Source organism: Sandaracinaceae bacterium (assembly GCA_016706685.1).
Taxonomy (GTDB): Bacteria; Myxococcota_A; Polyangia; order Polyangiales; family Houyiibacteriaceae; genus JADJJE01.
The window spans coordinates 16,101-35,440 of record JADJJE010000034.1; the positions used below are offsets into that span (position 1 = coordinate 16,101).

Annotated in this window: 17 protein-coding genes and 2 pseudogenes; 5 read left to right on the forward strand and 14 right to left on the reverse strand. The window is 72.1% G+C overall.

Going from position 1 to position 19,340, the window contains the following annotated elements; translation table 11 throughout:
• Positions 1-8 precede the first annotated feature (8 nt).
• The 5 genes from IPI43_28020 to IPI43_28040 form a co-directional block, all read right to left on the reverse strand.
• Positions 9-299 carry a rhodanese-like domain-containing protein gene (locus IPI43_28020; protein MBK7777916.1) on the reverse strand — a complete coding sequence of 97 codons (291 nt, stop codon included), beginning with the start codon at positions 297-299 and terminating at the stop codon, positions 9-11.
• Positions 300-374: 75 nt separating this feature from the next.
• Entirely contained in the window at positions 375-977 is a 603-nt protein-coding gene (locus tag IPI43_28025) for an RNA polymerase sigma factor (protein MBK7777917.1), read from the reverse strand.
• On the reverse strand, positions 949-4,230 hold the full coding sequence (locus IPI43_28030; GenBank protein ID MBK7777918.1) for an efflux RND transporter permease subunit: 3,282 nt from the start codon (positions 4,228-4,230) through the stop codon (positions 949-951). Before IPI43_28030 ends, IPI43_28025 begins: the two co-directional genes overlap by 29 nt.
• Positions 4,231-4,265: 35 nt before the next feature.
• Complete coding sequence (locus IPI43_28035) at positions 4,266-5,447, reverse strand: efflux RND transporter periplasmic adaptor subunit (GenBank protein MBK7777919.1); 1,182 nt, start codon at positions 5,445-5,447, stop codon at positions 4,266-4,268.
• A complete protein-coding gene (locus IPI43_28040) occupies positions 5,444-6,829 on the reverse strand; it encodes a TolC family protein (protein MBK7777920.1) in 1,386 nt (461 codons plus the stop codon). Before IPI43_28040 ends, IPI43_28035 begins: the two co-directional genes overlap by 4 nt.
• Before the next feature lie 112 nt (positions 6,830-6,941).
• On the opposite strand from IPI43_28040, the gene IPI43_28045 reads away from it, so the two are divergent.
• Both IPI43_28045 and IPI43_28050 read left to right on the forward strand, forming a co-directional pair.
• Positions 6,942-7,541: a DUF2378 family protein gene (locus IPI43_28045; protein ID MBK7777921.1), complete on the forward strand. Its 600-nt coding sequence runs from the start codon at positions 6,942-6,944 to the stop codon at positions 7,539-7,541.
• Positions 7,542-7,621: 80 nt separating this feature from the next.
• Positions 7,622-8,782, forward strand: a complete 1,161-nt coding sequence (locus IPI43_28050) for a hypothetical protein (GenBank protein MBK7777922.1) — start codon at positions 7,622-7,624, stop codon at positions 8,780-8,782.
• A gap of 2 nt (positions 8,783-8,784) precedes the next feature.
• Here IPI43_28050 and IPI43_28055 read toward each other — a convergent pair whose 3' ends face one another.
• Both IPI43_28055 and IPI43_28060 read right to left on the reverse strand, forming a co-directional pair.
• Positions 8,785-10,095, reverse strand: a complete 1,311-nt coding sequence (locus IPI43_28055) for a hypothetical protein (protein MBK7777923.1) — start codon at positions 10,093-10,095, stop codon at positions 8,785-8,787.
• Positions 10,096-10,160: 65 nt separating this feature from the next.
• Positions 10,161-11,195 carry a DUF3494 domain-containing protein gene (locus tag IPI43_28060; GenBank protein MBK7777924.1) on the reverse strand — a complete coding sequence of 345 codons (1,035 nt, stop codon included), beginning with the start codon at positions 11,193-11,195 and terminating at the stop codon, positions 10,161-10,163.
• Between the two features lie 279 nt (positions 11,196-11,474).
• Between IPI43_28060 and IPI43_28065 the strand changes: the two genes are divergently transcribed.
• Positions 11,475-11,882 carry a hypothetical protein gene (locus IPI43_28065; protein ID MBK7777925.1) on the forward strand — a complete coding sequence of 136 codons (408 nt, stop codon included), beginning with the start codon at positions 11,475-11,477 and terminating at the stop codon, positions 11,880-11,882.
• 27 nt (positions 11,883-11,909) lie between these two features.
• Here the strand turns inward: IPI43_28065 and IPI43_28070 are convergent, their stop codons facing one another.
• The 7 genes and pseudogenes from IPI43_28070 to IPI43_28100 form a co-directional block, all read right to left on the reverse strand.
• Positions 11,910-12,971, reverse strand: coding sequence for an NAD(P)-dependent alcohol dehydrogenase (locus IPI43_28070; GenBank protein MBK7777926.1), 1,062 nt, complete (start codon positions 12,969-12,971; stop codon positions 11,910-11,912).
• A 50-nt stretch (positions 12,972-13,021) separates the two neighbouring features.
• Positions 13,022-13,630: a hypothetical protein gene (locus IPI43_28075; protein ID MBK7777927.1), complete on the reverse strand. Its 609-nt coding sequence runs from the start codon at positions 13,628-13,630 to the stop codon at positions 13,022-13,024.
• A gap of 1,016 nt (positions 13,631-14,646) precedes the next feature.
• Entirely contained in the window at positions 14,647-16,113 is a 1,467-nt protein-coding gene (locus IPI43_28080) for a beta-N-acetylglucosaminidase domain-containing protein (protein MBK7777928.1), read from the reverse strand.
• An 89-nt stretch (positions 16,114-16,202) separates the two neighbouring features.
• Complete coding sequence (locus IPI43_28085; protein MBK7777929.1) at positions 16,203-16,403, reverse strand: hypothetical protein; 201 nt, start codon at positions 16,401-16,403, stop codon at positions 16,203-16,205.
• A gap of 63 nt (positions 16,404-16,466) precedes the next feature.
• Positions 16,467-16,742 (reverse strand): annotated as a pseudogene (locus tag IPI43_28090) (hypothetical protein).
• Between the two features lie 9 nt (positions 16,743-16,751).
• Positions 16,752-17,366: pseudogene (locus IPI43_28095) on the reverse strand (hypothetical protein).
• Positions 17,348-17,755: a hypothetical protein gene (locus IPI43_28100; GenBank protein ID MBK7777930.1), complete on the reverse strand. Its 408-nt coding sequence runs from the start codon at positions 17,753-17,755 to the stop codon at positions 17,348-17,350. Before IPI43_28100 ends, IPI43_28095 begins: the two are co-directional and overlap by 19 nt.
• Positions 17,756-17,865: 110 nt before the next feature.
• Between IPI43_28100 and IPI43_28105 the strand changes: the two genes are divergently transcribed.
• Together IPI43_28105 and IPI43_28110 are read left to right on the forward strand one after the other, a co-directional pair.
• On the forward strand, positions 17,866-18,594 hold the full coding sequence (locus IPI43_28105; protein ID MBK7777931.1) for a hypothetical protein: 729 nt from the start codon (positions 17,866-17,868) through the stop codon (positions 18,592-18,594).
• 107 nt (positions 18,595-18,701) lie between these two features.
• Positions 18,702-19,274: a Uma2 family endonuclease gene (locus IPI43_28110; protein MBK7777932.1), complete on the forward strand. Its 573-nt coding sequence runs from the start codon at positions 18,702-18,704 to the stop codon at positions 19,272-19,274.
• Positions 19,275-19,340: the final 66 nt, after the last annotated feature.

Consider the following 19,340-nt stretch of genomic DNA (forward strand, 5'->3'; position numbering starts at 1 on the left):
CGGAGAGGTCAGTAGTTGCCCATCGCGCCGACGTCGATCACCTCGTGGCCCGCCTTCTGGAGGATCTCGGCGGCTGCGCAGCTGCGCCCGCCGCTGCGGCAGTAGACTACTACGTTGGGCTTGCCGCGCAGCTCACCCATGCGGTTCGTGAGTTCTTGGACGGGGATGTTGAGCGCGCCCTCCACGTGGCCGGAGGCGAACTCGGCGGGGCTGCGGACGTCCAGCAGGACGGCGCCATCAGCCACCATGCGGCGGGCTCGGGAGTTGGAGTTGTCGGCGCTTCGTGTGAACCAGGACATGCTGTCTTCCTTCCGTGTGAACGCTGTTGTTCGTACGTAGGAGCCAGCCAGCAGGGCAGAGGGTTCACGAAATCGTCAGGGGAGGCGCGCGCAGTCCCACTCTTCGTCACTGGCCACGGGGGCCAGCTGCTCGAAGGCCTCGCGCAGCGCCGTGCGGGCCCGGTGCAGGCGGCTCTTCAGCGCAGGCACCGTGATGCCCAGGCGCTTGGCGGTCTCTCCCGCGCTCAGGCCCAGCAGGTCGCGCAGCACGATGACCTCGCGGTGGGCGTCCGGCAGGCTGCACAGGGCACGGCCGATGGCACGCCCCACCTGTGCGGCCTCCAGCTGCTCCTCCGGCGTGGCGCCCGCGTCGGCGCGGTCGGCCACCGTGCTGTCCGGCAGGTGCGGCTGGTTCTTCAGCCCGCGGCGGCGGCGGTTGCAGGCGCTCCGGGCCAGGGCGAACACCCAGCTGGAGAGCGCCGCGCGCTGCTCGAAGTCCCCCAGGTGCGACGCCACGGCCAGCAGGGTGTCCTGCATGACGTCCATGGCGTCGGCCTCGTGGCGGCAGAGCTGCTGGCCGAAGCGCCGCACCGAGGGGCTGAGCTCGGTGAGCAGCGCCTGCATGGCCGCGCCGTCACCGCTCTTGGCCCGCTCGAGGAGCGCCTGGTCGCTATGCGCCGCTGACTTCGGGTTCGCCATGCGGCTCAACGTAGCAGCTCGCGCCTTCGCTCTCCATCCGGGCGCGCTTCTCCTGGTGGCTGCGGAGCGAGTAGTACAGCAGCGGGACGGTCATGCGCGACAGCAGCAGCGAGGCCACCTCGCCCGCCATCAGCGCGATGGCCAGGCCCTGGAAGATGGGGTCGAACAGGATGACGCCCGCGCCCACGATGACGGCGGCGGCGGTCAGCACCATGGGCCGGAAGCGCACGGCGCCCGCGTCCACCACGGCCTCCTCGAGGGGCATGCCCTCCGCCAGGCGCAGCTCGATGAAGTCCACGAGGATGATGGAGTTGCGCACCACGATGCCGGCGCCGGCGATGAAGCCGATCATGGACGTGGCGGAGAAGAACGCGCCCAGCAGGCCGTGGGCCGGCAGGATGCCCACCAGCGAGAAGGGGATGGCGGACATGATCACCACCGGCACCAGGTACGAGCGGAACCACGCCAGCACCAGCACGTAGATGAGCACCAGCACCACCGCGAACGCCACGCCCAGATCTCGGAAGACCTCGTACGTGATGTGCCACTCGCCGTCCCACTTCACGGTGTAGCGGCTCGTGTCGCTCGGCTGCTCGGCGGTCAGCTGCTCGATGGCGTAGCCCTCGGGCAGCACGATGGCGTCGAGCGCGGGCCCGAGCTCCAGCATGGCGTACACGGGGCTCTCGATGGCGCCCGCCACGTCGCCGGTGACGTACACCACGGGCAGCAGGTTCTTGTGATAGATGCTGTGCTCTTGGACGCCGTCCTCGGCGCGCACGAGCTCGCGCAGCGGCACCACGCGCCCTCCGGTGCCCACCATGGGGGTCGCCAGCAGGCGGTCACGGTCCGAGCGCGTCGCGCGGTCGAGCTGCACCAGGATGGGCACGTCGCTGGGCATGCGCTCGTCGTGCAGGCGGCCCACCGGCTCACCCGCCAGCGCCAAGCGCAGCGTGCGGGCGATCTCGGCCTCGCTCACGCCGTGCATCGCGGCCTTCTCGTCGTCCACCACGAAGCGGCGCTCGGCCTGGGCGGTCTCCATGAACACGTCCACGTCCACCACTCCGTCGAGCGCGTTCATCGCGTCGCGGATCTGCCCGGCCACCGTGATCTGCCGCTCGTAGTCCGGGCCGTACACCTCGGCCACCAGCGTCTGCAGCACGGGCGGCCCCGGCGGCACCTCGGTGACCTGGATGGTGGCGCCGAAGCGCTCGGCCACCGGCAGCAGCTGCTCGCGCAGCGCGCGCGCGATGTCGTGGCTCTGGGCGTCACGGTCGTGCTTGGGCAGCAGGTTCACCACGATGTCGGCCAGGTGGCTGCCCTGTCGCAGGTAGTAGTGGCGCACCAGCCCGTTGAAGGTGATGGGGCCGGACGTGCCCACGTAGCTCTGGTAGCTGACCACCTCGGGCTGCGCGCGCACCACGTCGGCCAGCGCGCGCGTCACTCGCGCCGTGTCCTCGAGGGTGGTGCCCTCGGGCATGTCCACCATCACCTGGAACTCGCTCTTGTTGTCGAAGGGCAGCATCTTCACCTTCACCCAGCCCACGGCCACCAGCAGCAGGCTGCCCACCAGCAGCACCTGGATGCCGATCAAGAAGGTCCAGCGCGCGCGCCGGCTGCGGATCAGGAACCCCACGAAGCGACGGTACGCGCGAGTGGAGCGGCCCTCCTGCTCGTGGGCGTGGTGCCCGCCACTGCCGTCTGCGTGGGCTCCGGAGCCGCGCTTCAGCAGGCGCACCGAGGCCCACGGCGTGACCGCGAACGCGACCACCAGCGAGAAGATCATGGCCGCCGCGGCGCCCACCGGGATGGGGCGCATGTAGGGGCCCATCAGGCCACCCACGAACGCCATGGGCAGGATGGCGGCGATGACCGTCATGGTGGCGAGGATGGTGGGGTTGCCCACCTCGTCGGTGGCGCGCACCGCGATCTCCAGCAGCGGTCGGCCTTGGTTCTCGGGCAGGCGGTAGTGCCGCGCGATGTTCTCGACCACCACGATGGCGTCGTCCACCAGGATGCCGATGCTGAAGATCAGCGCGAACAGCGTGATGCGGTTCAGCGTGTACCCGTACAGGTAGAAGACGGTGAGCGTGAGGGCGAGCGTGGCCGGGATGGCCAGCATCACGATCAGGGCCTCGCGGCGCCCGAGCGCGATCAGGATCAAGAGCGCCACGCCCACGACGGCGACGCCCATGTGCAGCAGCAGCTCGTCGCTCTTCTCGGCCGCGCTCTCGCCGTAGTCGCGCGTCACGCTCACCTGCACGTCGCTCGGCACCAGCGTCCCGCGCAGGGTCTCGAGCTTGGCCATCACGGCGGCCACCACGGCCACGGCGTTGGTGCCCTCACGCTTCGACACGGCGATGGTCACGGCGGGCCACTCGCTCTCGCCCGCCCGCGCGGCCACCTCGTCGTGCTCTGCCGCAGCGCCTGCACCGAAGCGCACGTAGCTGGCGGGCTCGGCGCCACCGTCCACCACCTCGGCCACGTCGCGCAGGTACACGGGCCGGCCTTCCCACGCGCCGATCACCACGCTGCGCACGTCGTCCGCGTTCTCGAGCGCCGTGCCCGTCTCCACCAACAGCTCGTGCCCGCCCTCGGCCACCGAACCCGCCGGCATGCGCGCGTTCTGCGAGGAGAGCGCCTGCGTCACGGCGAGGGCCGACAGCCCGCGGGCGCTCAGCAGCTCGGGGTCCAGCAGCACGCGCACCTGGCGCGTCTCGCCGCCGATGACCTGTACGTCGGTCACGTCCGGCACTTGCTTCAACTCGGCGCGCAGCTCGTCGGCCACCTGCCGCAGCTGGGCGCTGTCGTAGCGCTCGCTGAAGAGCGTGATGGCCAGCACCGGCACGTCGTCGATGAAGCGCGGCCGGATGAGCGGCGCGCTCGCCTCGCTCGGCAGGCGGTCGGCGTGCGCGGCCAGGCGGTCACGCACGCGCAAGATGGCGTCCTCTTCGCTGGCGCCCACCTCGAAGCGCGCGATGACCAGGCTGCGGCCCGGGCTGGACGTGGAGTACACGTACTCCACCCCGGGGACCTCTTGCACCAAGCGCTCCACGGGCGAAGACACGCGCTGCTCCACCTCGCGGGCCGTGGCGCCGGGCAGGGCGATGAAGATGTCCACCATGGGCACCTTGATCTGCGGCTCCTCCTCGCGCGGCAGCAGCTGCACCGCGAAGGCGCCCAGGGCCACGGCGCTCACGATGAGCACGGGCGTGAGCTTGTTGCCGATGAAGGCGCGGGCGAGGCGCCCAGCCATGCCCAGCGGGGCTTGCTCGGTCTGCGGTTCGGGGGTCACTGGCTCACCTCCACACGGTCGCGATCACGGAGGCTGCTCGGGGGGGCGACCACCACCACCTCGCCTGGGGAGAGTCCAGAGAGCACGGCCACGCGGTCACCCTGCGCGGCGCCCAGCGTCACGAGCCGGAGCTCTGCGATGCCGTCGTCCACCACGAACACGCGGTCGAGCGAGCCGCGCGCGCTGACGGCCTCGAGCGGCACGGTCAGCTGGTCGCGCGCCTGCCGTGGGAAGTGCACCCGCGCGAACATGCCGGCGCTGAGGCCCTCGAGCGCGTCGCTCGGCAGGTCCACCTTCACCACGAAGGCGCGGGCGGCGGCGTCCACCTGCGGCGAGACCTCGCCCACCGTCCCGGTGAGCACGCGCGCGTTCGCGTCCACGTGCACCTCCACTTGCTGGCCCAGCTGCACGCTGCCGGCCAAGGACTCGGGCACGGCCACCTCCACGCGCAGGCCACCTTCCTGCTCCAGCACGTAGAGGGGCGCTCCGGGAGCGGCCAGCTCGCCCACCTGGGCGGGCCGCGCCAGGACCACGCCGTCGAAGGGCGCCCGCACGCGGGTGTAGTCGAGCGCCGCGCGTGCCGACAGCACCATCGCCCGGCTCTGCGCGATGTGGGAGTCGGCGCGGCTCATGCCCGAGCGGCTCGCCTCGTATTGTGCCTCGGCGGCGCGGAAGGCCGTCTCGGCCTCGTCCGCCTGCTGCTGCGACACGGCGTGGTCGGCCCGCAGCGCGCGCATGCGCTCGTGAGTGGTGCGCGCCAGCTGCAGGGCAGCCTCGGCCGCCTGCGACTGTTGCTCGTACTGCGCGCGGGCGGCCTGCGCCTCGAGCGTGCCGGCGTTGGCCTGCAGGAGCCCTGCACGCGGGTCGGCGTCGTCCAGCGTGGCCAGCAGCTGGCCGCGCACCACGCGCTCGCCCACGGCCACGTCCAGGGTCTCCACGTAGCCCATCATGCGGCTCGTGAGCGTGGCGGTGTTGAGACCACGGACCGTGCCCGTGACGATGTAGCTCGACGCCACTGGGCCCTCGCTGGCCTCGGCCACGCGGACCTGCGCGGGCGGCGGAGGCGTGTCGTGCGAGTCGCCGGGGTCTGCCGAGGCTGCGCCGCACGCGGTCAGGAAGAGCGCGCCGAGCGGCAGGGTGAGCGAGCGGTACGACGGGATGGTGAGCAGCTTCTTCATGGGGAGACCTCATCGGGGTTGACGTTGATGCCGCCGAGCGCGACCGCGAGGTCCACGCGTGCCAGCTCGCGGGCATGGCGCGCTGCCAAGAGGCGCAGCTCGGTGTCCAGCAGAGCGGCCTGACTGCGCACCAGCGCGGCCGCGTCGCTCCTGCCGTTGTCCATTCGTTGGCGCTCGAGCGTGGCCGCGCTGCGGGCCAGCTCCACGCTGCGGGCGGCGACCGTGAGCCCCGCCTCGCGGGCCTCGAGCGCCAGCTGAGCCTGGCGGATGCGCAGGCGCACGGCCGACACGGCGCTCTGGGTGCTCACGCGCACGGCGTCGAGGTCCGCCTCGGTGGCGCGGCGCTGGGCCAGATCCTGGAGGCCGTTGAAGAGGTTCACCTGCAGCACCAGGCCCACCGTCCAGCTCTCCCCGTGCTGCCCGCCCACCAGCTGCGAGCGGTGGCTCTGCAGCTCGGCGGCAGCCGCCAGCACTGGCGCGAAGCGCGCGAGCGAGGCGCGATGCGCGGCGGCGGCAGCGGCCTCGGTGGCCTCGGCGCGGCTCACCTCGGGGTGCTCGTGAAGGGGCAGTTGGTCCACGCTCAGGCGCGTCATCGCTCCCACATGGCCACCGTCATCCTCGGTCTCGGGGAGCGTCGAGCTCAGCTCGGTCGTCTGGTCGAGCGGCAGTCCCAGCGCGTGCTGGAGCGCCGCGGCGGCGGCCTCCGCCTCCCCACGCGCCTCGATGCTGCGCTGCTCCATGCTGGCCACGTGCAGCTCCACCGTCATGAGGTCGAGCTCGGTGGCCATCTCGTTGCGCAGCATGGAGCGCACCCTCTCCGCGTCGGCGCGGGCCGCCTCGAGCGCCACGGTGGCGACGCGCGCGCCTTCGCTGGCCAGCTGCGCCCCGTAGTACGCGCGGGCCACTCCGGCGGCGAGCTCGAGCTCGGCCTGGGTGACGGACGCCGCCGCGGCGCGGCTCTGCTCGCGTGCAGCGCGTGCGCCGAACCAGCCCTCGGCGTGCACCAGCGGCACCTGCAGGGTCAGGCGAGAGGCGTGGTCCGTGATGGCGCTCGGCCCGTTCAGGGCGGGGAGGGCCAGGTCCGCCGCGCCGAAGCGACCCTGTAGCAGCCGCGTCCCGAACGCGTACACGGGCTGGTCACCCCGCATGAGCGCCTGCTCGAAGTCGAGCCGCGGGAGCAGCCGACCGCGGGCCCCCATGACTTCAGCCTCGCGGCGGGTAGCCAGCGAGCGCGCCCCGGCCAGGCGGGGGTCGTGCTGGCGTGCGAGCTGGACGGCGTCGTCCAGGGTGAGCGCGCGCTGCGTTTGCGCCGCGGCAGGGCTAGCCGCGGACCAGGCCAGGGCGGCCAGCAGCGGGAGGGTGAGTCGGTCGAGGCGGGGCATGCCGGTGGGAGCCAGCCGCCCGCGGAAAGGGTTCGCTGCGGATACACAAAAGCAGCTCGCCGAGTCAGACTGGGACTTCCGCGCCCCCAAATGGGGAGCCGCAGGCCTCCTCATGGACCACCCCTACGAGTTCCGAAAGCCCGACTTCACCGGTGAAGTGGACCCCGCCCACTACCTGCGGGCCACACCCGAGGACGCCACCTGCAAAGGCCTCTACTTCCACAGCATGCTGGACATGATGGCCAAGCTGCCCAAGGACCGGGTGGCGGACATCGTCATCGAGCGCCCGCGCTACCTGCCCTTCTTGGACTACCCGTTGCGCGAGCACATGCGCCTGTCCTTTGCGCTGGTGCCGCGGCTCTTTCCCGGCAAGCCCACGCGCCAGGCCTTCCGTGAGATGGGCTGGAAGGCGTTCCCCGACTTCTCCGCCACCATGCTCGGTCGGGTGGTGTTCGGCGTCCTGGGCGACGACCTGCAGCGTGCCTTCGAGTCCGGCCCGCGCGCCATCGCGCAGAGCATCAAGCCAGGGCTCGCGGTGATCAACACCCTGGGCGAGCGCCACATGCGCATGGAGTACTACGACATCTTCGGGATCCTCGACCCCTACTACATCGGCGTGGTCGAGGGCATGGTGCGCCACTACGGCTTCGAGCCGGACGTGCGCATCCACACGATGGATATCGCGAACGCGGTCCTCGACGTAAAGTGGTGAGCACTGCTCGCCCTCTACGCTTCCTTGGAGTCCCCGTGATCCGAACCGCTTCGTCTGCCGTCCCTCGCCCGTCCCGCCGCTTGCTGGTCTTCCTCGTCGCTGCGCTGACCGCTGGCTGTGTGGGTGCGCTGCCTCCGACCACTGCGCCCGAGGCGGAGGAGGCCGACCCTGCGGCAGGGCCCTCGCGTTCGTTGCCGGCGCTCCCCGCGCGCGTGGTGGCGGGAGGTCACACCGGCCCCGTTCTGGACGCCAGCTTCAGCCACGACGGTGCCTCGCTCATCACCGCGGGCTCCGACGGCCACGTCCACGTGTGGGACATCGCCACGGGCGTGCGCACTGTGAGCCTCGAGCCGCACCCCGGCCCCGTGAGCGCCGCACGTCTCAGCCCCGACGGTCTCACGCTCGTCACCCTGGCTGCCGACTCCCAGCTCCGCGTGTTCAGCACGCGCTCCGGCGAGCTGCGGGCCACGCTCCCCAACCAGTCGGGGCGCCTCGAGGCCGCCACCTTCAGCCCCGACAGCAGCGCCATCGTCACCGGCAGCACCGACGGCACCGCCAGCATCTGGGACACGCAGACCGGCGGCCTGCGCCGCACGCTGGACTCCCATGGCGACCAGGTCACCAGCGCCACGTTCAGCGACGACGGGCACTTCGTCCTCACGGCCAGCCACGACGGCAGCGCCAACGTCTGGGACACCCGCACGGGTGCCCTGCGCGTGACCGTGGAGGGCCACATGGACGTGCTCAGCATCGCCGACTTCAGCCCCGATGGGCGCAGCATCCTGACCGGCAGCCCCGATGGGTCCGCGAAGGTCTGGGATGCGAGCACCGGGCGCGTGCGCACGTCGCTGCTGGGGAGCACGGCCACCCTCCTGTCCGCCAGCTTCAGCCCCTTCGGGCCGTTGGCCATGACCGCGAGCGCCGACGGCACCGTGCGCGTCTGGGACATCCACAGCGGTGAGCAGCGGGTGAGCATCGACGGACAGGCGCAGCTCATGAGCGCCGCGTACAACCACCAAGGGAGCCACTTGGTCACGGCGAGCCGCACGGGGACCGCGCGCGTCTGGGTGGCGGCCACGGGGGTCATGCACGCCGAGCTGGTGGGCCACGGCGGGGCCATCCACGCGGCCAGCTTCAGCCCGGACGGCGCCGCGGTGGTCACCGCCAGCGAGGACGGCAGCGTGTGCCTCTGGGACGCGCACACCGGCGAGCTGCGCGCCACGTACCGCGCGGGGGAGTGAGCTCAGCCCGCGCGCAGCGGTGCGTCCAGCGCCGACGCCACCTCGAACGCCACGCGCCGGAGGGTCGCTGCCCCGGGCCCCTCGAGGTCGCCGGAGGGGGCCGTGGCCAGCCGGTACCAGCGCCCTTGCTGCACCACCCAGAGCGCGAGGCCCTCCTGGTCTGGCGATGACTTCGCGCCGCGCCGGCGCTCGCGCTGCAGGAGCACGAGCGCTGCGCCGGTCAGCTGGAGGGAGCCCACCCTCAGCTCCAGGTCCAGTCGCTGTGGGCGCAGCGTGGCTCCGCGCACCACGTGTGCACCCCATGTGGGCGGGCTCATGCGGGGCGGCCCGAACACCGGCCGCAGCGCGCGCCCGAGCGCCCTCCAGCAGTCCTCGGCGAGCACCACGCCATACGAGCGGATGCCCAGCACGAAGGCCACGAGGCCAAAGAACACCAGCGCCTCCGCCCAGCGCGCCTCACCCAAGGGGACATCGGCGGAGAGCAGCGTGGCCCCCAGCACCATCAGCAAGTAGCCGCCGCCCAGCAACCACTTGCCGGACAGGAACGGCGGCCGCGCGTGGGTCAGCGTCAGCTCGCCCGTGCCGGTCACTTCGAGCCCGTCCACCAGCGCGCGGATCTCGCCGAGCGGCAATGGCGGCGGCAGGACGCTGGGCGCCTCGAAGCCGGCACCGCGGTGAAGCTCGAGGGGCGCTTCGGGAGCACCGTCTCGGTACGACCGCGCGGCACCGCGATGCGTGGGCGATGGCGCGCCTTCGGCGCCGCAATACAGGCGCAGCACGTCGACGTCGTCACGTTGAGGCAGCACCTCCCGTCCGATCCGCCCGGCCAAGCGCTCGACCAGGTCGACGAGCTCCGCGCGACGCTCCACCCCTTCGACCACGAACGCGGGCGTGAACGCGCGCCCGGCGAGCTCCATCACCACCCCCAGCTGGTGCGGCTGGCCGGTGAGCACGCCCCCTCGAAATGCCAGGCCGTCCCCGGCGGAGAGCGGTTGGGCGCGCCGCCGGGTTCCCCAGATGCGGTGCCCGCGCTCTTCCACCCACGCTTGGCCAGCCCCACCATCGAAGCCCAGCTCCGTCACCTCGGTGGCGAAGCGCCCCGTGATCCAGGCTGCGACGCCGAGGCCCACCGGCACGAGCCACGCCGAGTGCCAGCGCGGCTCGCTCATCCACGTCCAGGCCAGCGCGATGAGCACGGGCGCGACCGCCAGGACGCTGGCCAGCACGCGCCGACCGACGTCCCCGAGCCCGGGCGCGGGCGCGCGCAGCACCAGCCGCCTGCGGTCGGGATCATCCTCGTGGACGTGGAGCATGCGCGGCCACCACTCTCCGTGAAGGGTGGTGGCCGTGGCAAGCACGCTCTCGCGCGGGACGCGCCTCAGTCGGGGTCGGAGACCGTGGCCGCCGCGAGGTCCACGGCGGTCTGAGCCAGCAAGCGCCCGTTGATGGACGCGCCGGTCTGCAGGCTGACCGACGTCTGGCACAGCACGATGCCCTCCATGTGCGAGGTGGTTCCGAACGTGGCGTTGCCCGCCACTTGCCAGAAGATGTTGCTCGGCTGGACGTTGCCCGCGAGCACGATGCTGACGCCGTTCGCGATGGTGAGGTTCTGCGCAATCTGGAAGATGAACACGTCGGTGGCGCTGCCCGTGAGGGTCACGTCGCTCGTCAGCAGCAGCCCGGTGCCCCACGCGTAGACACCGGCGTCGAGGGTCATCCCGCTGATGTCCCCCATGCCCAGCTCGGTCACGTCGGGTGCGCGGCTGGCGGCGTCCGTGTAGGCCAGCTGCATGTCGGCCACGGCCGTGGTCAGGTTCGAAGGCGTGGGCTGCGCGTAGTCCGCCGCGTAGACGCGGCCGATCACCTGGGTGGAGGTGGCGTAGACATTGGATGAGTGCGCCATCAGGGCGAACTCCGTGATGTACGTGGCGGCGGCCGGGCTCACGGCGATGTCGCCCGTGATGACCGAGGCGGGCACCGTGGAGATGCCGGTCTTCGACAGCACCACGAAGTCGCCCGCGGTGCGCAGGTTCACCGCCATGGGCGCGGCCAGGGTGTCGCCGGTGGTGAAGGACCACGTGACGGCCTCTTCGAGGGGAACGCCAGCGGCGCTCGTGATCCCGGTGCTCAGCGTGACGGTGAACGTGGTGTCGGCCGCCAGGTGAGCGGCGGGCCAGAAGACCACGGTGTCATCGGCGTAGAGCACCGTGCCCGGGACGAGCACGGTCCCGTTGTTGCTGGTCACGGTGAACGTGGCGTCGTTCAAGGTGTCGGGATCCATCGCCACATTGAACGAAGCGCGCACGCTCCCGTTGATGGGCGCGTCTATGGAGCCATCTCCAGGAGACTGGTTTGTGGCCGTTGGAGTCGTGTTTGGGTTGCCGGTGTCTTCGCCACATCCGGCCACAATCATGAGTGCAACTGTAACGAATAGGCGTGCCCGAAAGGCCGCGTGTACGGGAGTGTTAGTCATAAGGGGGGAGATGTTATGCGATCGCCGTGCCAACCAAACCATCCTCAAAACGAACGCATTCGCGCTGAAAGAGAGGCGGTGATGACCGACGCACGTCAAAACGATGGGCTCTCTCCATCAATGTGAATGACCGCCGTAGCTCCTGGCGAAGCTATGCGAAGTGGTTATTGTCATGCCTTCGTTTTCACAGACGTGTGTCTATAGAAGAGAAGAGAAGCCATGACTGATATCAAGAAGCAGGTGAGCACTGGGATCGAGACCGCCAAGGACGGCATGACGGACGCCGCCAAGAAGATGGGTGAGGCCGCCAACGACGGTAAGGAGGTCATCAAGACCGCCTACGGCGACGCGAAGGACGTCGCCGCGAGCGCGAGCGGCAGCCTCAAGAGCGGGGCGTCAGCGGCGGTGGACTCGGCCAAGCAGGCCGCTCAGCAGGTGAGTGACGCGGCCAAGCATGCCGCCCAGGACGTGGGCGACGTAGCCAAGCATGCCGCCCAGGACGTGGGGGACGCCGTCAAGCACGCGGCCAACGTCGCGGGCGACGCCGCCACCCGCTCCGCCAAGGGCGAAAAGGCCGACAAGAAGTCCAAGAAGGACAAGAAGTCGGGCGGGCGCTCTTCGCACTGAGCCAGCCCGGGTCTCCGTGCACAGGCGCTACGGCTGACTGCGCAGCGTGCTCATGTCGATGACGAAGCGGTACTTCACGTCGCTCTTCAGCATGCGCTCGTAGGCGTCGTTGATGCCGTGCATGGGGATGGTCTCGATGTCGGACACGATGCCGTGCGCCGCGCAGAAGTCGAGCATCTCCTGCGTCTCGGCGATGCCGCCGATCAGCGACCCCGCCAGGCGGCGGCGCTTGAAGATCAGGTTGAACGCGCCGGGCGGGGCGTGCGGGGTGGGGGGCGCCCCCACCAGCACCATGGTTCCGTCACGCTTCAAGAGCGTGAGGAACATGTCCATGCTGTGCGACGCGGCCACCGTGTTGAGGATGAAGTCCAGGCTGTTGCGGTGCGGCTTCATCTCGGCCGGGTTCTTGGTGACCACCACCTCGGCGGCGCCCAAGCGCTTGGCGTCCTCGGCCTTGTTGGGCGAGGTGGTGAAGAGCACCACGTGCGCGCCCATGGCCGCAGCCAGCTTCACGCCCATGTGGCCGAGGCCGCCGAGGCCCACGATGCCCACCTTGCTGCCGGGGCCCACCTTCCACTCGCGCAGCGGCGAGTAGGTGGTGATGCCCGCGCAGAGCAGCGGCGCCACGGCCGCCAGCTGGGCCTCGGGGTGAGTGATGCGCAGGACGAACTTGTCCTTCACCACGATGTGGTCGGAGTAGCCCCCGAGGGTGTTGGGCCCTCCACCCTGCTCCTTGCTGTCGTAGGTCCCGGTGAAACCGTTCTCGCAGTACTGCTCGAGCCCCTCGGCGCACGAGTCGCAGCGCTGGCAGCTGTCCACCAGGCAACCGACGCCCACCGTGTCGCCCACCGCAAAGGAAGTGACCGCGGCGCCCACCCGCGTGACGCGCCCCACGATCTCGTGTCCTGGGACGCAGGGATACACCGCGCCGCCCCACTCGTTGCGCGCCGTGTGCAGGTCCGAGTGGCACACGCCGCAGTGCAAGATGTCGATGGCCACGTCGTGAGCGCCGAGGTCACGGCGCTGAAACGAGAACGGGGCGAGCGGGGAGGTGGGCGATTGGGCGGCGTAGCCGTGGGCGTCGGTCATCGGGACACGGTGTCGCATTCCGCCCGAAACCGCTACGGCTCGATGCGTGCCTACCAGCTGATCTCGGTGGGCAGGTAGCCGTCGCCGGCCTCGAGGGTGCGCGAGGCGCGGTAGGCCGCGTCGCCTGCGTTCCAGTCCGTGAGCCCGCTCTGCACGCGCTCCATGATGTTCTCGCGGTGCTCGCTGGCCCAGGCCGCGCCGGCCACCGGGTCCGGTGTGAACCCCGGGGTGTCGCGAATCCACTCCGGCGCCTCGGCGAAGCGCGGGGTCTCGCGCTTCACGGCTTCCACCGTCACGCGCGCCTTGCCCCAGCCCATGCGCGGGCGGGTCTCCACCACGTACACGCGCCCGGGCTCGGCGTTCACCTCCACCACGTCGGCGTTCTCGGCCAGCACGAAGAAGCGATGGTGCCCGGCGGGCACGCTCACCGTGGCGTGCATCTGGCCACGCAGGATGGCCACGAACTGCCCGTCCTCGGTGACGATGGGAAACGAGACCTTCTTCCCCAGGCGCGAGTGCCGCACGAACACCACCACCGCTTGGCCGTCTGCCGCGCGCGCATCGGCTGCCCCCTGCGCCGGCAGCATGGCCACCGCCGACGAACCACACCCCATCATGCCCGCGCCCAGCATCAGCGCGATGATTGCCTTCTTGATCATGTCTGCATTCCCCTGGTCCGGTCCCCACGACCAGACGCTGTTTCGGGGCGTAGCACCAGGTTGGCGGCCCCGCAAAGCCGGCGGTGCTGGTATCCGGGCGGGGCATGACTCCCTCCCCGGGGGGGGGGGGGCGCCGCGCCGCGCGCCCACGCCGCCCGGCCGGGCGCCGGGGGGGGGGGGGGCGCCCCGCCCCGCGGGCGCGGGCCCGGGGGCGGGCGCCCCCCCGCGCGGGGGGGCCCCCCCCCCCGCCCCGCCCGCGCGCGGCCGGGCGGGGCGGGGCCGGCCCGCCCCCCCCCCCCCCCCCCCCCCGCGGCCCCCCCGCGGGGGGGGGGGGGGGGGGGGGGGGGGCCCCGGGGCGGGGGGGGCGGGGGGGGGGGGGGGGGGGGGGGGGGGGGGCGGGGCGGCGGGGGCGGCGCGGGGGGCGGGGCCCGGGGGGGGGCCCCGGGGGGGGGGCCCGCGGCGCGGGGGGGGGCGGCCCCGGGCGGGGGGGGGGCGGGCGCGGGGGGGGGGGGGGGGGGGGGGGGGGCCGGGAGGTGGGGAAGGGGGGGGGGGGGGGGGGGGGGCGGTGGGGGGGGGGGGGGGGGCGGGGCGGGCGGGGGGGGGCGGGGGGGGGCCCCCGCGGGGGGGGGGGGCCGCCCCGGGGGGGGGGGGGGCGCCCGGGGGGGGGGCGCCCCGCGCGGCGGCGCCGGCCCCGCGGGGGGGGCGGGGGGGGGGCTGGGGGGGCCCCCCGCGGGGGGCCCCCGGGGGGGGGGGGGGGGGGGGGGCGCCGGGGGGGGCGGGCGGGGCGGGGGGGCGGGGCCCGCCGGCGGGGGGGGCGGGCGGGGCGGCGGCCCGGGGCCGGGGCCCGCGCGGGGCCGCGCGGGGCCGGGGGGGGGGGGCGGGGGGGGGGGGCGCGGGGGGGGCGGGGGGGGGCGGGGCCCCGGGGGGGCCCGGGGGGCGGGCGGGGGGGCCGCGGGCGGGGGGGGGGGGGGGGGGGGGGGGGGGGGGGGGGGGGGGCGGGGGGGGGGGGGGGGCGCTCACAGCTCGTCGAGCGCGCGGTCCATGAAGGCCCCGAACACGTCCACCCTCACCGGCGGCGCGTCCGTGATGAAGCGCGCCACCAGGTTGGGGAGGGGCGCGTGCCCGCCAGGCTGGGGTCGCAGCGTGCGCAGCGCTTCTCGGCGCAGCGAAAGGCCGGCCCGATCCGGCGTGCCCCCGCCTCGCTGGCTGACCACGGCCTCGAGGGCCGCGAGGGCGTGGGACGCGGCGGCCTGCACGTTCGTCGCAGGCGGCGCCAGCTCTGCCGCAAGCGAAGGGTCGGACAGCGCCGCCACGTCATCGGCCAACGCGATGGCGGCGCTCAGCTCGGCCCGCAGCGCCGCCTCGGTGGTGGCGTTGGGATCGGCCCACCACGCCTCCATGCGCTCGCTGAGCACCATGGCGTCGCGCGTGTCCGGCAGGAACGGGTGGGACCGGTAGTACGCAGCGAGCCGCTGGAGCACGTCATCGCTGTCCAGGAACGCGTCGGCGTCCGCCGCGCCCAGCGCCCAGGCTTCGTCGGTGGCCGTGCCGTCCCGCAGCGTGCGCGCCGCCGCACCCACCATCACCAAGCTCCCGCGCGGCGACGTCATCAGGTTCAGCAGCACGCCATCGGACTCCCGCGCGAGGTCGGCCCCGGGCCGCTGCCAAGGCCCCAGGAACACGTCGCCTGCCAGCACCACGTCGTTGACGGGCAGGTTGTCCCAGAGCAGCAGCGGCCGGTCCACGAAGGCCCGCATGGCGTGCACCTCTTCGCCGGTCAGCTCCGAGGGGACCACGTGCCGCCCGGTCCAGAGGATGGGCATGTCGCGCGGCAGCGCGCGGTACGCGGCGTAGTAGGCGTGCGAGGGGTGCTCGTACTCGAACGGGAAGGGCGGCGTGTCTCCGTTGGCCAGCTGCTCGGCGGTGCCGAAGTAGTACGGGCCGATGAAGCACAGCGTGGCCTCCGGCGCGCGCGCGTGGACGTGGTCGTACGCCAACCTCAGCACCGCGACCTGCGCCACGGGCTCCGCCACGGGGGAGCTACTGGCCACGTCGTCGAACAGCACGCACACGTCGCGCGCCCCGAGGTCCAGCAGCTGGTCCAGCTTCGCGCGCAGCGCCTGCTCGTCTGCCGAGCTGCCGTCGTAGTCACCGCCCGGCGCGATGGCCAGCACCACACGCACACCCAGCTCGCTCCCTCGCGTGATGAGCGCGGCCAAGTCGGCGGCCTCCGAGGCGGGGTACGGCGTGCGCCACTCGTCCCGGTGATACGGGTCTTGCTTGGGCGCATAGAGGTACGTGTCGAGCCCATGCTCCGCGACGAACGCCAGGATCTGAAGGCGCTCCGCGTGCCGGTAGGGTGGGCCATAGAAGCCCTCGATCACGCCGTTCCAGCGCGGCGTGAGGTGGGCGGGGCCTGAAGGGGCGTCGCACCCCACAGCGAGGAGCACGCACAGCAGCGCGGTGAACGTGGTGCGGGTCACGACCTGGAGGATAGGACTCTCGCCACGAAAAAGCCCCACTGGCGTGCTGCCAGCGGGGCTCGTTGTTGTCGGACTCGCCGCGTGTGCGCTCAGGGGTTCAAGCAGGAGCTCATCGGGGCGATGGACACCCCCGCGGCCTGCGCTTCACACCAGTTCCCGTAGATGTCGCCGTCGCAGCCGCAGACCGGCGCCCACACAGCCGGACAGGCGTCGGGCATCACCGTGCAGATGCCCGTCTGGTCGGCCGCGCCACACAGGGCCTCCTCGGGGAAGTCGCAGAACAGGCCCATGTCGCAGCCCGCGCCGATCAACCCGCCGCAGGTGGAGCCCTCACCGCCGGGGGTGGGGTCGGTGTCGCAGCCGCCGAAGGTGGCCACCGAGGTGCCGTTCGAGGCGGCGTCACACGGGTTGCTGTACGTCTGGCCGTTGCAGCCGCACACGGGGTTCAGCTCGCGGGTGCAGGCCTCGGGGCGCGGCAGGCAGACGCCCGACGCATCGGCGTAGTCGCAGTAGGTGGCCGGCTCGAAGTAGCAGTACTCGCTGTCGGTGCAGGTGTTCCCCACCCAGCCGCCGCAGGCGCGGTCGGTGGGACGGGGGCAGCGGCCCTGCGAGACCACCATGGCGCCCATGGACTCGGCCACGCAGGCGTTCTGGTAGGTGATGCCGTTGCTGCCGCAGACCAGCTCGGTGACGTTCGGACAGCCGGGCTCCTCGTCGGGCACGCACACGCCGAGCGGAGGCTGGATGGGCGCGCCACCGTCCCACGGCTCGGGCGGCAGGAGGTCCACCATGATGTTGCTCTCGCAGTGGTAGCCGTCCGGGCAGATCACGCCGTTGGGGCCGCAGTAGTCGGGCGGGTCGATCGGGCGGCACACGCCGAACGGCTCGGGGGGCGGCGCGAAGCCAGCGTCGTACGCCGGGTACGGGCGCTCCTGGGGAGGGTCCATGGTGACGGTGATGTCGCAGTACTCGCCCTCGCCGCACGTGTCCCCGTAGATGCCGCCGCAGAACTGCTCCGGGAGCGGGCGGCACACGCCGGTCGATGGGTCGATGGGCGGCGCCACACCCGCGTCGTACGCCGGGGGGATGGGCGGAGCCATGCCGCCGTCGTAAGCCGGGTAGGGCAGGGCGGGGTCGAAGTCGATGCCCGTCGCCACGTCGCAGTACTCGTCGTCGGCGCAGGTGTTGCCGTACTGGCCACCGCACGGCACCTCGATGGGGCGGCACACGCCGCTCACGGGCGGGGGCGGCATGCCCACACCGGCGTCCACGGCGATGATGGGGGCCGCGGGTCACCCGCGTAGCCACCCGAGAGGTCGCAGTACTCGCCTTCGGCGCAGGTGTCGCCGTACTGGCCGCCGCAGCGCACGGGGTCCACCCCGTCGCAGCTGCCGGTGTACGCCACCGCGACGCCAGCCGCGTCGGCGTAGCAGCCGTTGCTGTACGTGACGCCGTCCACACCGCACACGGGGAAGTACTCCTCGGTGCAGGCGAAGCCGCCGTCCGGCGGTCCGCCGGTGGGCTCGTCCAGCGGACACCCGGAGAGGGAGGCGGCGAGCACCGAGAGGCCCGCCAAGTACGACAGCCGGCCAAGGCCCGAGACCCGCCGCGCTGTGCTGATAGTCCAAGTGGAGAAGTTCATGAGCACAGCCTACCCCCTCCCGAGCCACAGCGGTCCGTCCCCCAGGGACAATCCGTATACCCCGTGTATACGACCCCCTCGCCGCACCCGAGATGCGCTATATGCCCCGCATGTCGCATCAGAGACTGGATCAGCTCGCGGGAGCGCTCGCCGCGATGGGCGCCGACGGCGTGCGCTTGGACCTCGTGCAGCGCGCGCGGCTCTTCAAGCGCTCGTGGGTGGAGATGGCCCACGCGCTGGTCTTCGTGCGCGACCGCTCGTACTACCTGGACTGGGGCTACGAGGACTTCTACGCCTACTGCGCGAGCGAGCTGCAGATGCGCCGCCCCACGGTGGACAAGCTCACCGGCAGCTACGTGGCCCTCGAGCGGCACGCGCCCAACGTGCTGCAGCGCGACGGCGTGAGCGAGCGTATCCCCACGTGCGACGCGGTGGACTACTTCGCCAAGGCGCTGCGCGGCGAGCCGGCCAATGACGGCACCCCGTACATGGAGCCGAATGACGACGTCATCGCCGAGCTGCGCGCGGCCGTGTTCGAAGAGGGCAAGCCCGTGCAGGCGCTGCGCCGGCAGTTCAACCCGCTGCTGCATCCGCGCACCGACGCGCGCGAGCGCAGCCAGGTCATCGACAAGGCGCACGGCGCCGTGCGGCGGCTGACCAAGACGCTGGGGCAGATCGAGGGGCTCTCGGCGGCGCGCATCGACGAGGTGCAGCGCGCGCTCAACAACCTGCAGTCGGATCTCGACGCGCTGCTGGCGCAGGCCAAGCGCGAGCTGTCGGAAGAAGAGGGCAGCTCCGAGGAAGAGGCCGAGCAGGCGGCGTGGGAGCACGTGGGCTAGTCTTGAACGCAGCGCTTCTTCGGGTAACCGGCGCAGGTCACATTGAGATGAGCGAGCCCTGCAGTGGGCTGCTAGACTTGCGCCAAAACCTCCCGTCGGAGTCGGTCATGCCTGTCGTGGGCGCACGCAAACCCTTCATCAGCATCGAAGACTATCTGGCCGGCGAGGCCGATGGCGAACAGCGCCACGACTACATCGACGGGCAGGTGTACGCCATGACCGGCGCGAGCCGCAGACATGGCTTGATTGCGAGCGCGCTCACGCATGCCATGGTGCCCGCCGCACGGCGCAAGGGCTGCCAGTTGTTCGTCGCGGACATGAAAGTGCGCGTGGACATCGCCGGCAAGACGAGCTTCTACTACCCCGACTTGCTGCTGTCGTGCGACCCGCAGGACCAGGGAACCCATTTCAGCACGGCCCCCTGCCTGCTGGTGGAAGTGCTGTCCGAGTCGACCGCCCGAGTGGATCGCCGCGAGAAGCTGCTGGCCTATCAGACCCTGCCCAGCCTGCAGGGCTACCTGCTCGTGGAACAGGACATCATGCGGGTGGAACTCTATCGACGCGAGAACGGTTGGCGCGTGGAGGAGTTCGAGCAAGGCGAAGTCGCGCTGCCCTGCCTGGACATGTCACTTGCCGTTCTGGACATCTACCAGGACGTGGAATTTCCTGTCGGTCAGTGAGGCCACGTCCAGCTCGAATCGCTGTGCATCGTGCATGAGGCGACGAAGCGCAGGTGGACGACGCAC

What these genes read in the sequence shown, in the direction of transcription:
- IPI43_28020 (MBK7777916.1), bottom strand. Translation starts at nt 299, where the DNA reads ATGTCCTGGTTCACACGAAGCGCCGACAACTCCAACTCCCGAGCCCGC.
- IPI43_28025 (MBK7777917.1), bottom strand. Translation starts at nt 977, where the DNA reads ATGGCGAACCCGAAGTCAGCGGCGCATAGCGACCAGGCGCTCCTCGAG.
- IPI43_28030 (MBK7777918.1), bottom strand. Translation starts at nt 4,230, where the DNA reads ATGGCTGGGCGCCTCGCCCGCGCCTTCATCGGCAACAAGCTCACGCCC.
- IPI43_28035 (MBK7777919.1), bottom strand. Translation starts at nt 5,447, where the DNA reads ATGAAGAAGCTGCTCACCATCCCGTCGTACCGCTCGCTCACCCTGCCG.
- IPI43_28040 (MBK7777920.1), bottom strand. Translation starts at nt 6,829, where the DNA reads ATGCCCCGCCTCGACCGACTCACCCTCCCGCTGCTGGCCGCCCTGGCC.
- IPI43_28045 (MBK7777921.1), top strand. Translation starts at nt 6,942, where the DNA reads ATGGACCACCCCTACGAGTTCCGAAAGCCCGACTTCACCGGTGAAGTG.
- IPI43_28055 (MBK7777923.1), bottom strand. Translation starts at nt 10,095, where the DNA reads ATGCTCCACGTCCACGAGGATGATCCCGACCGCAGGCGGCTGGTGCTG.
- IPI43_28060 (MBK7777924.1), bottom strand. Translation starts at nt 11,195, where the DNA reads ATGATTGTGGCCGGATGTGGCGAAGACACCGGCAACCCAAACACGACT.
- IPI43_28065 (MBK7777925.1), top strand. Translation starts at nt 11,475, where the DNA reads ATGACTGATATCAAGAAGCAGGTGAGCACTGGGATCGAGACCGCCAAG.
- IPI43_28070 (MBK7777926.1), bottom strand. Translation starts at nt 12,971, where the DNA reads ATGACCGACGCCCACGGCTACGCCGCCCAATCGCCCACCTCCCCGCTC.
- IPI43_28075 (MBK7777927.1), bottom strand. Translation starts at nt 13,630, where the DNA reads ATGATCAAGAAGGCAATCATCGCGCTGATGCTGGGCGCGGGCATGATG.
- IPI43_28085 (MBK7777929.1), bottom strand. Translation starts at nt 16,403, where the DNA reads ATGGGCCTGTTCTGCGACTTCCCCGAGGAGGCCCTGTGTGGCGCGGCC.
- IPI43_28100 (MBK7777930.1), bottom strand. Translation starts at nt 17,755, where the DNA reads ATGAACTTCTCCACTTGGACTATCAGCACAGCGCGGCGGGTCTCGGGC.
- IPI43_28105 (MBK7777931.1), top strand. Translation starts at nt 17,866, where the DNA reads ATGTCGCATCAGAGACTGGATCAGCTCGCGGGAGCGCTCGCCGCGATG.
- IPI43_28110 (MBK7777932.1), top strand. Translation starts at nt 18,702, where the DNA reads ATGCCTGTCGTGGGCGCACGCAAACCCTTCATCAGCATCGAAGACTAT.